The following is a 13481-nucleotide window of genomic DNA, read 5'->3' on the forward strand; positions in this document are numbered from 1 at the left end:
CCACGGCAAGGAAAAGGAAGGGTTTTCCCTTGTGTTGCGCCACCGCTCTGCGAAGGGGGGGTGGCCATTGCTCGCAATGAGCAATGGCATCCCCGCATGATCGAGGCGACGCGGCTAACATGCGGCCTCTTTGAGAAGCGCTGCCGTTGTGTCCGGGGCGCCCCGCGCGAATCCGGCTGCATCGAGACAGCGGCTGCGGGAATGGAATGACTGTTGCAGCCAGCGGAAGCGTGCATCGCACGAAGCCGCGGGACTGCCAAATGATCTGGAGACGAAGTGGACCGTTGGACGGCGATGGAACTACTGGTGCAGACCGCCGAGTTGGGCAGCATGTCGCGTGCTGCCGAGGCGCTGGGTCTGTCGAACGCGGCTGCGAGCCGGCATCTGGCGGCGCTGGAGGAACGGCTGGGTGCGCGCCTGATCCAGCGCAGTACGCGGCGCCTGACCCKGACCGAGGTGGGCGAGAACTTCTACCGCAGCTGCAAGAGCGTGCTGGCCGACCTGAAGGATGCGGAGTCGGCGGCGAGTGCCACCACGCTGAACCCGACCGGCACGCTGCGCATCACGGCGTCGCTGTCGTTCTCGGTCCATCACATCTCGCCGCTGCTTCGCGAGTACACCAACCGCTACCCGAACGTGACGGTGCACGTGGAGGCGGCCAACCGTTACTACGATCTGATCGACAACAACATCGACGTGGCGATCCGCACGCGCGAGTACGAGAACGAATCGAACATCACGATCCGCCGGCTCGCGGCCACGCGCCGCATCCTGGCCGCGTCGCCCGGTTACCTCAATGCCTTCGGCATGCCCCTGAGCGTGGACGAACTCGAGCACCGGCCGCTGCTGCTCTACACCTACAGCAACAACCCGAACGAGCTCACCTTCCGCCGTCGCGACGACACGAGGAGCGTGAAGATCAAGGGGCTGCTGGAGTCGAACGACGGCCAGGTGCTGCGCACCGCCGCGCTCGACGGCATGGGCATCGTGGTGCAGCCCAAGTACATCCTCTATGACGACCTGGTCGCGGGCCGGCTGGTGTCGGTGCTGGACGACTGGGATCTGCCGCAGCTGAGCATCAACATCGCCTTCCAGAACCGGCGTCACATGTCGGCGAAGGTCCGCACCTTCATCGACTTCCTGGTCGAGCACTTCGAGCGGATGGACTACGACCGCAAGTGGACCAGCTTCGACCAGCCCATGGAAGTGCGTACGCCCGTGGCGGACGCGGGCGCCGCCGCTAAGCAGTAGCGATGCCCGCGCCGCGTGCTGCGACGCGGATGATGGCCGCGTAGTCGAGTTCGGCGTCGCCCTGCGCCACGGCGGCATGCAGCATCTGGCCGACGCTGGCGGTGAGGGCCAGCGGCACATGGAACTGCGCACCGGCTTCGAGGATCAGGCCCACGTCCTTCTGCATCTGGTCGACCGTGAAGGTCGGCGTGTAGTCGCGTTCGCGCAGTTGCACCGCCTTGGCCTTGACGATGGGCGAACCGACCGCGCTGGCGCCGATCACATCCCACATCTGGCGCCAGTCGAGCCCGCCCTTCTCTCCCAGGATCAGCGCTTCGGACAGCATGCCGCTGGTGGCGGCGATCATCAGGTTGACAATCAGCTTCATCAGCCGCGCCTGGTCTTCGCCGCCGACATAGAACTGCGTCGGGCCGAAGGTCTGCAGCAGCGGCTTCACGCGCGCATAGGCATCGGCCGGACCCGACGCCATCACGGTGAGCTGCGCCATCTCGGCCATCTTGTTGTTGCCCGAGAYGGCGGCGCGCACGTGCGCGATGCCCTTGGCAGCGCAGACGGCCGCCGCCGTGGCACTGGCCTGCAATGAAACGGTGCTGGTGTCGACGTAGACGGTGCCCGCGGCTGCATGCTGTACGACCTCGTCAGCGACTGCGAGAAAGGCGGCATCGTGCGGCAGTGACGAGATCACCACCTCCGCCGCGGCCACCGCGGCCCGCAGCGAATCCTTCAAGGCCAGACCGGCACGGCGGGCCCCGGCCTGCGCGGCCTCGCTGCGGTCGTACACGAACACGGTGTGGCCGGCGGCCACGAGATGGCGGGCCATCGGCAGGCCCATCTTTCCGGCGCCGATCATTGCGATGTTCACGTTGAGTCCCTTGTTTTGCGTGTTCCGAGCATGCGTGCATCGGTGAGGGCGCGCACGGCGTGCGCTAGACGACGCTGAAATGGTACGCAAGCAAGGACGGCGTGGCACTTCTCAGATGCGATCAGAAATGGAGAACTCTTTTCCATTTCTGAAGCATCGGGGTGGGACTGGTGAGTCGCCTGCGCCCGTGGTCAACACGGCCCCCTGGGTGCCTCGCCCTGTGATTCCGGCCCGCGGCGTGTTCGGTCAACCGGGCCAATGAAGCGCGAGGGGTCGATCGTGTCGACGGTGTTGTCGAGTTGACGCTCGATCTCCGCCGCTCACACACCCGGCCGAGAGGCGCCGCGCCTTCAGTTCATCCTCTCTGGATTTCGAGCCTTCGGCGCGTCCTGGCGTCAGCTCAGATGCTTGCCGATGAGCCCTGCGATCTCGAACATCGTCACCTGGTCCTTGCCGAAGACAGGCTTGAGCTTGGCGTCGGCGTTCACGTTGCGCTTGTTCGTCGCATCCTGAAGATTGTGTGCCTTGATGTAGACCCAGAGCTGCTTCACCACCTCGGTACGCGCCAACGGCGCGGAGCCGATCACGGCGGCCAGTTCGGCGCTCGGCGTCAGGGCCTTCATGAAGGCCGGATTGGCCGCACGCTTTGCCGGCGCTTTGTTCGCGGGCGCTGCAGTCGCGGTGGGTGCGGATTTTGCTGTTGCMATTGCTTCTTTGTGTCGATCTTGAAAGCTGCCTATGGTACCGGGTCGCAGCTGCGACCCCAAGCGATTCCCTCAAAGTGGCCCGCATGAACACAACCGATTCTCACCGGTGCCTGAACACCGGCTTGCGCTTGGACAGAAAGGCGTGCATGCCTTCGTGCGCATCCTCGCTGGCAAAACGCGCATGGAGTTGCCGCCGCTCGAAGCCGATGCCCTCCGAAAGCGGGAGCTCCCAGGCGCGGTTCACGGACTCCTTGATCGCCATCAACGCCGGCAGCGAGAAGGCCGCAATGCGGGCCGCCAGATCGATGGTCTCGGCCAGCAGTCGCTCGTCCGCCACCACCCGCGAGACCAGGCCGCAGCGGTCGGCTTCTGCCGCATCCAGCATGCGGCCCGACAGGCACATGTCCATGGCCTTGGCCTTGCCGATGGCGCGCGGCAGGCGCTGGGTGCCCCCGGCGCCGGGCAGCATGGCGAGCTTGATCTCCGGCAAGGCGAAGCGGGCGGATTCGGCGGCGATGATCATGTCGCACGCCATCGCCAGTTCGCAGCCTCCGCCCATGGCGAAGCCAGCCACCGCCGCGATCACCGGCTTGCGCACGCGCCGGATGGTTTCCCAGTTGCGTGTGATGAAGTCGCTCTGGTACACATCCATGTAGCTCCAGTCCGCCATCGCCGAAATGTCGGCCCCGGCCGCGAAGGCCTTGTCGTTGCCGGTGATGACGATGGCGCCGATGTCCGCATCGGCATCGGCGGCGAGCAGCGCTGCGCCCAGAGCGTCCATCAGCGCATCGTCGAGCGCGTTCATCTGCTGCGGCCTGTTCAGCGTGATGATGCTCACCCGGCCGCGCGCCGCCACCAGGATGGGTTGTTCTTGCATGGCAGGCGCGCTCAGTCCACGACGATCTTCTGTTCCTTGATCAGCGCGGACAACAGCGTGCCCTCGTTGATCAGCAGCTTGCGGAAGTCCGCCGTGTCCATCGCGATCGGCTCGGCACCGAGGTCGGCATAGCGAACCTTGACGGCCGGCTGCGCCAATGCCTTGCCCAGTTCGCGGCTCATGCGGGCCATGATGTCGGGGGAAGTCCCGTTGGGCGCCCACAGGCCGAACCAGATGTCGAGGTTGGCCCCCGGAAAGCCCTGCTCGCTCACGGTCGGGACCTCGGGAAAGAACGGGGAGCGCCGGGTGCTCACGACGCCCAGCAGCTTGACCTTGCCGGTGCGAATGTGCGGGAAGGCGATGCCCGGATCGCAGACGAAGTCCGCCTGGCCCGACAGCACATCCTGCAGCGCAGGGGCCGCGCCGCGATACGGGATGTGGGTGATGTAGGTGCCGGTGGCCTGCTTGAACAGTTCGCAGGCGAGGTGCGGCGCCGTGCCGGCACCGGCCGACGCGTAGGACAGCGTGCCCGGCTTGGCCTTGGCCAGCGCCACCAGTTCCCGAACGTCCCTGGCGGCCATCTGGGGCTTCGCGACCAGGTACATCTGGGTCCGTCCCACACTGGCCACCGGCGTCAGGTCGCGCGAAGGCAAAATGTTCGACTTGAACAGCGAGGGGTTGGCCGTTTCCACCGAGGTGGGCGCGATCAGGAAGGTGTGGCCGTCCGGCGCGGCACGCACCACTTCCGAGGCCGCGATGTTGCCGCTTGCGCCGGGCTTGTTGTCGATGATGACCGTTTGGCCCAGCGATTCGGAGAGGGCTTGCGACAGGATGCGCGCCATGACATCGGTGGTGCCGCCCGGCGCGAAGCCGACGACCACGCGGATGGGCTTCGTGGGCCAGTGGCCGGCCGTCTGCGCCTGCGCGGAACAGCCGATGCCGAACAGGGCGAAAGCGGCGAGCGCCAGGCCCCGGCGTGCGGCCGTTGCGGTATGAATGAACATGGTCTTGTCTCCTTGGATGGGTGGGAAGGCGTGAGGCGTGGCCGCTCAGGCTGCGCTCTCGCGCAGCAGCTCGCGCAGCTTGAATTTCTGGATCTTTCCGGACGGCGTGGAAGGCATCGCGTCGCGCACGACCAGACGTTCCGGGATGTACTGGAGCGCCACCTTCTGCCCTTTCAGGAACTGCACGATCGAGGGCAGGTCGACGCTGTGACCCGTCCTGGGCACCACCACCGCGCAGGCCCGCTCGCCAAGGCGCTCGTCGGGGTAGGCCACGATGGCGGCCATGGCGATGTCAGGGTGGCGGTAGAGCAGCGACTCGATCTCGATCACCGGAATGTTTTCGCCGCCGCGAATGATCACGTCCTTGCTGCGGCCGGTGATGCGGATGTACCCCTGCGCATCGATGCGTGCCAGGTCACCGGTGTCGAACCAGTCGTCGGCGTCGGTGCCGTTGAGATGCGGACGCCGCAGATAGCCGCCGAAGTTGGAGCAGGAGCGTACAAGCAGCCTTCCGGGCTGATCGGGTTGCAGCGCCCGGTCGTACTCGTCGACCACCTTGAGTTCGACGCCGGGCAGCGCAAGCCCATCGGTCGTGGCGGCGCGTGAATCGTCGTCATCCAGCCGGATCAGGGTGACCGCGCCGTTTTCGGTCATGCCCCAGGCGGACACGATCTTGGTGCCCAGCACCTGGCGCGCCTGCTCCACCAGCGGGCCCGGAATCGGCGCGCCGGCACACAGGAAGGTCCGCAGGCTCGGTACCTCCTGGCCCGTTTCGGCGACGGTCCTGGCAAGGTCCGTCAGGAACGGCGTGGAGGCCATCGTGAAGGTGGCTCCCTCGGCCCGGATCAATTCGATCGCCCGCTTCGGCTCCCAGATGTCCTGCAGCGCCGCGCTGGCCTTGAGCATGATCGGCATCATCAGCCCGTACATGAAGCCGGTCTGGTGCGCCATCGGCGAAGCCATCAGCACCACGTCGCCGGCGCCCAGGCGCAGGCGCTGCGCATAGGGAATGATGTTCGCCATCGTGGTGTTGGCCGAGTGCATCACGCCCTTGGGTTCGCCGGTGGTGCCCGAGGTGTAGATCAGCTGCATCACGTCATCCGGGCCGGGTCGGCTGCGCGTGAGGATGTCGTGCGCGTCGGGCTCGTTCTCCCAGGCCGGCCCGCTGAGCAGCGCCTCGAAGCTGTCGGCGCCCGCGCCGTCGACCACCACGATCTGCTTGAGGTCCGGCAAGGCCGGTTGCAGCTCGATCAGCATGCGCTCGAAGTCGAAGCCTCTGAAGGTCTTCGGCACGATCACCACCTTGGCTTCGCCGTGCTTGAGCATGAACGACAGCTCGCGCTCGCGGAAGATGTGCATGAGCGGATTCATCACCGCGCCGATGCGCGAGCAGGCGAGGTAGGTCAGCGTGAACTGCCACCAGTTGGGCAGCTGGCAAGCCACCACGTCATTGCGGCCCACGCCCAGGCGGGAAAGCCCGACCGCGATGCGATCGGCCATGCGGGCCATTTCGCGGTAGGTGAAGCGCATGGTGGCGCCCTCTTCCACCCGGAGCGCCGTCAAGGCGAGCTTGTCGGGGCAGGCCGCCAGGCAGGCGTCGAGGTCATCGTTGAGGGTGCGGTCATGCCAGAGGCCCTGCGCCACCATCCGGGCGCGGCGCGGGGGCAGCAATACGGCGTCGAATTCCATGGTCTTGTCTCCTCTTTGTCGTGGGCGTTGTCGTCGATGGAATCAGGCGGGCACCGCGTCGCGGCCGGCGCGGGTGCGCGCCACGATGGTCTTCATGATCTGGGCCGTGCCGTCGCCGATCTGGAAGCCCAGCACGTCGCGCAGGCGCTGCTCCATCGCGCCGCGGTCATAGCCGCCGTGGCCGAACATCAGCAGGCACTGGTGGATTGCGTCGTAGGCCAGCTTGGGCGCCCACCACTTGCACATGGCCGCCTCGGCCGTGTGCGGCGCGCCCTTGTCTTTCAGCCACAGCGTCTGCAGGCACAGCAGCCGGGCGGCGGTGATCTGGGTGTCGAAATCCGCCAGCGGGTGCGACACGCCCTGGAAGGCCGACAGCGGCTTGCCGAAGGCCTCGCGCTGGGCGACGTACTCCCAGGTTTCCTCCAGGGCCGCGCGGGCCACGGCCAGGACCTGCAGGCCGATGAGCGCGCGCGAGTAGTCGAAGCCTTGCATCACCTGCACGAAGCCCTTGTTCTCGGCGCCGAGTTGGTGGCTCACCGGCACGCGTACGTTCTCGAAGAACAACGAGCCGCGGCCGATCGCGCGCTGGCCGTGGCAATCGAAGCGGTTGCGGGTCACGCCCGGCAGGTCCATCGGCACCAGCAGCGCGGTCACGCCGTGGGCGGCCGATTCGACCGAGCCGGTGCGGCCGAACACGACCGCCGCATCGGCCTGGTCGGCGGCCGAGATCGAGGTCTTCTCGCCGTTGATCACGTACTCGTCGCCCACACGCTCCATGCGCAGACGCAGCTTCGCCGCGTCGGAGCCGCCGCGTGGCTCGGTCAGGGCGATGGCGAACAGCGCCTCGCCCCGCGTCAGCTTCTGCAGCCACGGCTGGACGACCTCGGGCCTGCCGTGCTGCGAGAGGATCTGGCCGTTGAGCGAGGCGAGCAGGTTGATGTAGGACATGCTCAGGTCGGCGCGCGCGATCTCCTCGTGGATCACGCCGGCGGCCAGGCAACCCATGCCCTGGGCGCCATGTGCCTCGGAGAGCTCCGGCGCGATGAATCCCATCTCGCCCATTTCGCGCATCAGGCGACGATCCAGCGCGCGGTTCTTGTCGCGCTCCAGAAATCCGGGCGCGATGCGTTCGGTCGCGAAGCGGCGCGCATGGTCGCCGAGCGTGGTCAGGTCTTCGTCAAGGTACGGGTTCATGACATGTCTCCATGGGTGCGCCGGGCCGCGGCGCGATGCGCCGGGCGTTGCGGGGGTTTCGAAAGGCGGTGGACGGGGCTTTACTTGGTGTACTTGCGGAAGTCGGGCTTGCGCTTTTCCTTCAGGGCGTTGACGCCTTCACGCGATTCCTCGGTGTCGTAATAGAGCTTGAGCGCGTACATGCCCATGCCGGCGATACCGCTCTGATGCGCCGTGTCCATGTTGAAGCTGCGCTTGGCGATGGCGATCGCCGTGGGGCTGCGCTCGCAGATTTCCTCGGCCCACTTCTGCACCTCGGCGTCGAGCTGGTCGTGCGGCACCACCGCGTTGGCCAGGCCCATGGCCACGGCCTCGGCGCCGTTGTAGCGGCGATTGAGATACCAGATCTCGCGCGCCTTCTTCTCGCCGACCACGCGGGCCAGGAAGGCGGTCCCGTAGCCCGGATCGACCGAGCCCATCTTGGGGCCGACCTGGCCGAAGATGGCCTTCTCGGACGCGATCGTCAGGTCGCAGATCGTGCACAGCACGTTGCCGCCGCCGATCGCATAGCCCTGCACGCGGGCGATCACCGGCTTGGGCACATTGCGGATCGCGTCGTGCAGTTCTTCCATCGGCAGGCCGATGGTGCCGCGTCCGTCATAGTTGCCGTCGTGGGCGGACTGGTCGCCGCCGGTGCAAAAGGCCCGGTCACCGGCGCCGGCCAGCACGATGGCGCCCACGCCGCGGTCGTAGCCGGCGCGGTTCAGCGCCTTGATGAGTTCGTCGCAGGTCTGGCCGCGAAACGAGTTCATCTTCTCGGGCCGGTTGATGGTGATCCAGGCCACGGCGTTGCGTACTTCGTAGAGGATGTCTTCGAATTCCATGATGTTCTCTCTGTGTGTTGAAGGGGGTTCAGGCCGGGGCTCAGCCGTTCATGGTCAGGCCGCCGGAGACGCTCAGCACCTGGCCGGTGACGAAGGCCGCGTCATCGCTGGCAAAGAAGAGGATGGCGCCCGGCAGGTCGTCCGGCTGGCCGATGCGGCCCAGCGGAATCGAGCGCGTGAAGGCCTCCATCAGCTTCTCGGGATTGCCCGCGCCTTCCTTGTATTCGGCGAACAAGGCCGTGTCGGTCGGCCCCGGGCACACGACGTTGACGGTGATGCCGTGGCGCGAATGCTCGCGGGCGATGGTTTTCGAGAAGGCCACCAGCCCGCCCTTGCAGGCGGCGTACACCGCTTCGCCGGAGGAGCCGACGCGCGCCGCGTCGGACGCGATGTTGACGATGCGGCCGGCCTTGCGCGCCGCCATGCCGGGCAGCACCGCGTGGTGCATGTGCAAGGCGCCGGTGAGGTTGATGGCGATCAGCTTGTCCCACTGCGCCGGCTCGGTCTTGGTGAAGGGCTTGAACACGTCCCAGCCGGCGTTGTTGACCAGCACGTCGATCGGACCGAAACGCTGCGCCACGGCGGCCACCGCGGCATCGACGCCGGCGCGCTCGGTGATGTCGCAGCGGAAGGCCTCGGCCTGCCCGCCATCGGCGCGAATCCGGGCCGCGACCTGCTCCGCCGTGTCGAGGTTCAGGTCGAACACCGCCACCTTGGCGCCTTCGCGTCCGAAGCGGCGGCAGGTCGCGCCGCCGATCCCGCCACCGCCGCCGGTGACCACCACTGTCTTGCCTTCGAATCTTTGCATGAGGTTCTCCAATCAGGTTTCAAGCTTGCTATCGTCTGACGGCTGCATCCTTGGTTCGGATTGCTTTTACGTCAATGTATTTACCTATTTTAGGATGCCGGTCTGGCGCTTGCATAGCAATTTTTCAACGAGAAATATCATGGTTACCCCTAATGAAAACAGCGAAACAGCCCGGATGGAGCTTGCCAATCGCGTTTTCTTCAGACTGTATCAATGTGCCAATATGTTGCACAAAACAGGTACCCGAGCGGTCGAGGCCGAAGGGCTGACCACGCAGCAGTGGGCGGTGCTCGGAGCGCTGTCCAGGCCGGCGGTGAGCGATGGGATGAGCGTGGGAGATCTCGCGCGGTATCTCAAGGTGAGCCGGCAGAATCTCTCCGGGCTGCTGAGCCGGATGGAGCGCGACGGCCACATCGGCACCGCGCCCGACGGACGCGACCGGCGCTCGCGCCTGGTCACCATGACCGAATCAGGGCGGCATGTGTGGCTGGTGGAAGCCCAGCCGAAGATTCACGGCTACTACGAGAAAGTCCTCGACGGCTTTTCCGTCAACGACGTCACGCACACCCTGCACTACCTGCTCAAGATCCTCGAGAACATGCAGCGGGTGGACGATGAACAGGGTGGCGTGCCGGAGCCATGAACCCAGGGCGCCCGCCTCGTCGAGGAACAAGGTGCCGCCGTGGTCCCATGCGCACCACGGCACCGGCCGCCAGGCAGGCGCGGCACCCGGGGCTTCAGTCCGGCGACTGCGACACCCGCTCGCGGTACATCTCGCGCAGCCGGGTCTTCAGGAACTTGCCGGTGGCGGTCTTGGGGATCGCCTCGACCCACTCGAAGTCGTCGGGCAGCTGGAAGCGCGCCAGCTTCGGCCGCAGGAATTCGCGCAGCCCCGCCGCGTCGAGTCCAGCGCCCGGACGCCGCACCACCACCACCAGCGGCCGCTCGCCCCATTTCGGATGCGGGATCGCGACCACCGCGGCCTCGGCGACCGCGGGATGGCCCATGGCCAGGTTCTCGAGCTCGACCGAACTGATCCATTCGCCGCCCGACTTGATCATGTCCTTGCTGCGGTCGACCAGGTGCATGTAGCCCTTGGGGTCGATGGTCCCGATGTCGCCGGTGCGCAGCCAGCCGTCGGCGGTGAACTTGCCCGGATCGTTCGGCGTCGCGTGGTAGGACCCCGTGACCCACGGTCCGCGCACCTGGACTTCGCCGGCCGACTTGCCGTCCCAGGGCTGCAGGCCCTCGGCTTCGTCGACGATGCGCATCTCGACCAGCGGCGTGGCGATGCCCTGCATGGCGCGCACCGCATGCTGCTCTTCGGGCGGCAGCGCGAGGTGCTCGGGCCGGATGACCGGCACGCTGCCCAGCGGCGAGGTCTCGGTCATGCCCCAGCCCTGCACGATGCGCATGTCGTGCTGCGCGAAGTTGGCGATCATCGAGGTCGGCACCGCCGCGCCGCCGACCAGCATCCGCATGCCCTTCACGAGCTTGCGTTCGCGCGTTGGATTCACGAGCGATTGCCAGATCATCATCCAGATGGTGGGCACGCCGAGCGCCATGGTGGCCTGCCCCTCCTCCATCAGGTCGAGCAGGTCCTCGCCGCCGAGATGCGGGCCGGGCAGGATCTGGCCGGCGCCGACCATCATGGCCGAGAAGGGAACGGCCCAGGCATTGGCATGGAACATCGGCGTGACCATCATGACCTGGTCGCGCACCGACAGCGCGAACAGGTCGGGGATGCAGCCGGTGATGGCATGCAGCACCATCGAGCGGTGCGAATAGACGACGCCCTTCGGCCGTCCGGTGGTGCCCGAGGTGTAGCACATGCCGACGGCCTCGTTCTCGTCCTGCTCCGGGTATTGGTAGCCGCTGGCGTCGCCTTCGATGAAGTCCTCGTAGCTCTGCATGCCGGCAGGCAGCGGCGCGCCGCCGAAGGGCACGACGACGACGCGCGGCTGCTGCTTGAGCAAGGGCGACACGCGCTCCCAGATCGGCAGCAGCACGTCGTCGACGACCAGCACCCGGTCGCCGGCGTCGTCCATGATGTAGGCGATGTCCTCGGGCGAGAGCCGCAGGTTGAGGGTATGGAGCACCGCGCCTGCCGCCGGGATGCCGAAGTAGCACTCCAGGTGCCAGGCGTGGTTCCAGCTCATCGTCGCGACTGCTTCTCCCCGCGCGATGCCGGCCTTGGCGCGCAAGGCCTGCGCCAGCTGCCGGGCCCGGCGCCGGATCTCGCCGTAGCTGCGGCGGTAGGTCGACTTGTCGGGCAGGCGTCCCAGCACGCCGCGGTCGCCGAAGTAGGTTCCGGCACGCTCGAGGATCTGGTTGGTGCTGAGCTGCACCGGCATCATGGTGGACTTCATCGGGGTGTCTCCGTGGCTGCTTGTCGCAATCGAATCCGGACCGCGCCGCATGATAGGACGAGGCCGGCCTCGGCCGCCAGGGGAGCCAGGGATTTCGAGCAGTCTTCCTGCCTCAACTGCGCTTCGCGGCCGAGGCGCCCGACTTGGCGGTCCTGGGCCTGGACGGGCGCGGACGGACCGGCTTCTGCTCGGCGTCGCGCAGCGCCGCATCGATCAGGGCGTCGGCCATCCACAGCGCCGTGCGTTCGACCTCCCGATCGCCCAGGCCCCAGATGTCCTTGAGGATCACGTAGGGCTCGATGCCGTAGACCACCGACAGCGCGTGGTGCAGCCGGTCGCGCACGGCCGGGCTCATCAAGGGCGCCAGCGGCTCGATCGCGTGCTCGAGGATCCGCACGCGATGGCCGCGCCGGTAGGGCTCCTCCTCCAGCAGCCCGGCGCGCTCGAGCCCCCACTGCTCCAGCGAGAGCTGGGCGGCGGCACGCAGCTGTGCCTCGAACTCCTTGAAGCGCGGGAAGGTCTGCAGGAACAGCTCGTGTACGCGGTCGCGGCCGTTGGGGTTGGCGGACGCCAGCTTGCGCACCGGCCCGAGCGAGCTGTCGATCACCGCGGTGACCAGCGCGCTGCGGCTCGGGAAATAGCGGTAGGCCGTGGCCCGCGACACCTTCGAGCGCGCCGCCGCCTCGGCCACCGAGGGAATGTGACCGCTCTCCTGGATGATGGTCATGGCGGTGTCGAGCAGCAGCCGGAAGGTGGCGGCCCGGACGCCGCGCTCAGGAGGCGTCGGCGGTTCGCTCAGCTTGTGTTTCAGTCTCGCCATCGGGTTTGTACGGGCCTTGAGGTGCCTGCGGTCTATTGTGAACAGCGGATGCCGGATCGTATGATGCAGCCATCCCGATTTGAGACGCAAGTCTCAAACATGACTTCCTGGACTTCGAGGCCGCCGGTGCACACCGGCCGGACCGCGAGGCGATATGGAGACAAAGTCGATGCGCCTGGCAAGCTGGAGTTGGGGTGGACGCGACCACGTGGGCACGATCTCGCCGGACGGGCGGGAGGCCACGCCGCTGGGCGTGCGCGACCCATCGCTCGGGACCTTGCCGCTGATCCAGGCGCTGGCACGCGGCGAGTCGCTGCCGCAGCCTTCGGGGACGCGGCTGCCGGTCGAGGTGGTCACGCTGCGCGCGCCGCTGCCGCGTCCGCTGCGCAGTCTCTTCTGCGTCGGGCGCAACTACCGTGCGCATGCGGCCGAGCTGGCCGGCTCGGTGTTCCGCGCCGCGATGCCCGAGACCGATCCCTGGCCGATCGTCTTCGGCAAGCTCGGCGAATGCGTCGTCGGGCCGCACGATACGGTGCGCCTGCCCTCGCCGGCCGCATCGATCCAGATCGACTACGAATCCGAGCTCGCGGTCGTCATCGGCCGCGGCGGGCGCGACATCCTCGCCACCCACGCGATGGACCATGTGTTCGGCTACACGGTGATCAACGACGTCACGGCGCGCGACGTCCAGATGCGCCACCAGCAGTGGGACCTGGGCAAGAGCTTCGACACCTTCTGTCCGATGGGCCCCTGGATCGTCACTGCCGACGAGATGGACGGACGCGCGACACGCGTGCGCGGCTGGGTCAACGGCGCGCCGCGCCAGGACGGCCAGACGCGCGACATGATCTTCGACATCCCGACCTTGATCGAGACCTGTTCGCGCGGCATCACGCTCTACCCGGGCGACGTGATCGCCACCGGCACGCCCTCCGGCGTGGGGATGGGCCTGAAGCCGCCGCAATGGCTGCGCTCGGGCGACGTGGTGCGTATCGAGGTCGACGGCATCGGCGTCATCGAGAACCGTTTCGAGTAGG

Annotated in this window: 13 protein-coding genes; 3 read left to right on the forward strand and 10 right to left on the reverse strand. The window is 67.2% G+C overall.

Translation table 11 applies throughout. The annotated features are described in order from the left end of the window. Nucleotides 1–276 precede the first annotated feature (276 nt). On the forward strand, nucleotides 277–1251 hold the full coding sequence (locus AC1D2E_RS14265) for a LysR family transcriptional regulator (RefSeq protein ID WP_478198002.1): 975 nt from the start codon (nucleotides 277–279) through the stop codon (nucleotides 1249–1251). Here the strand turns inward: AC1D2E_RS14265 and AC1D2E_RS14270 are convergent. From AC1D2E_RS14270 to badH, 8 genes are all read right to left on the reverse strand, one after another. Beyond that, nucleotides 1241–2113, reverse strand: coding sequence for an NAD(P)-dependent oxidoreductase (locus tag AC1D2E_RS14270; RefSeq protein WP_478198003.1), 873 nt, complete (start codon nucleotides 2111–2113; stop codon nucleotides 1241–1243). The two genes, AC1D2E_RS14265 and AC1D2E_RS14270, sit on opposite strands and share 11 nt — an antisense overlap. Before the next feature lie 395 nt (nucleotides 2114–2508). Then, complete coding sequence (locus AC1D2E_RS14275; protein WP_478198030.1) at nucleotides 2509–2820, reverse strand: SWIB/MDM2 domain-containing protein; 312 nt, start codon at nucleotides 2818–2820, stop codon at nucleotides 2509–2511. A gap of 100 nt (nucleotides 2821–2920) precedes the next feature. Further along, nucleotides 2921–3697, reverse strand: a complete 777-nt coding sequence (locus tag AC1D2E_RS14280) for an enoyl-CoA hydratase (protein WP_478198004.1) — start codon at nucleotides 3695–3697, stop codon at nucleotides 2921–2923. 11 nt (nucleotides 3698–3708) lie between these two features. Beyond that, a complete protein-coding gene (locus AC1D2E_RS14285) occupies nucleotides 3709–4701 on the reverse strand; it encodes a Bug family tripartite tricarboxylate transporter substrate binding protein (protein WP_478198005.1) in 993 nt (330 codons plus the stop codon). Nucleotides 4702–4746: 45 nt separating this feature from the next. Continuing rightward, on the reverse strand, nucleotides 4747–6390 hold the full coding sequence (gene aliA, locus AC1D2E_RS14290) for a cyclohexanecarboxylate-CoA ligase (RefSeq protein ID WP_478198006.1): 1644 nt from the start codon (nucleotides 6388–6390) through the stop codon (nucleotides 4747–4749). A 42-nt stretch (nucleotides 6391–6432) separates the two neighbouring features. After that, nucleotides 6433–7584 carry a cyclohexanecarboxyl-CoA dehydrogenase gene (gene aliB, locus AC1D2E_RS14295; RefSeq protein WP_478198007.1) on the reverse strand — a complete coding sequence of 384 codons (1152 nt, stop codon included), beginning with the start codon at nucleotides 7582–7584 and terminating at the stop codon, nucleotides 6433–6435. Nucleotides 7585–7664: 80 nt separating this feature from the next. Further along, nucleotides 7665–8447, reverse strand: a complete 783-nt coding sequence (badI, locus tag AC1D2E_RS14300; RefSeq protein ID WP_478198008.1) for a 2-ketocyclohexanecarboxyl-CoA hydrolase — start codon at nucleotides 8445–8447, stop codon at nucleotides 7665–7667. Between the two features lie 40 nt (nucleotides 8448–8487). After that, a complete protein-coding gene (badH, locus tag AC1D2E_RS14305) occupies nucleotides 8488–9255 on the reverse strand; it encodes a 2-hydroxycyclohexanecarboxyl-CoA dehydrogenase (protein WP_478175266.1) in 768 nt (255 codons plus the stop codon). A gap of 139 nt (nucleotides 9256–9394) precedes the next feature. Here badH and AC1D2E_RS14310 point away from each other — a divergent pair, with 139 nt between their 5' ends. After that, nucleotides 9395–9898, forward strand: coding sequence for a MarR family winged helix-turn-helix transcriptional regulator (locus tag AC1D2E_RS14310; RefSeq protein WP_478175265.1), 504 nt, complete (start codon nucleotides 9395–9397; stop codon nucleotides 9896–9898). 94 nt (nucleotides 9899–9992) lie between these two features. Here AC1D2E_RS14310 and AC1D2E_RS14315 read toward each other — a convergent pair whose 3' ends face one another. Beyond that, nucleotides 9993–11624, reverse strand: a complete 1632-nt coding sequence (locus tag AC1D2E_RS14315; RefSeq protein ID WP_478198009.1) for a long-chain fatty acid--CoA ligase — start codon at nucleotides 11622–11624, stop codon at nucleotides 9993–9995. A gap of 112 nt (nucleotides 11625–11736) precedes the next feature. After that, the gene (locus tag AC1D2E_RS14320) at nucleotides 11737–12444 is read right to left on the reverse strand and encodes a TetR/AcrR family transcriptional regulator (RefSeq protein WP_478198010.1); all 708 of its coding nucleotides are present in this window, start codon (nucleotides 12442–12444) and stop codon (nucleotides 11737–11739) included. A gap of 169 nt (nucleotides 12445–12613) precedes the next feature. Here AC1D2E_RS14320 and AC1D2E_RS14325 point away from each other — a divergent pair, with 169 nt between their 5' ends. After that, entirely contained in the window at nucleotides 12614–13480 is an 867-nt protein-coding gene (locus AC1D2E_RS14325; RefSeq protein WP_478198011.1) for a fumarylacetoacetate hydrolase family protein, read from the forward strand. The last annotated feature ends 1 nt before the right edge of the window (nucleotide 13481 follow it).

The sequence above is a fragment of the Variovorax sp. P1_H2 genome, from assembly GCF_056405295.1.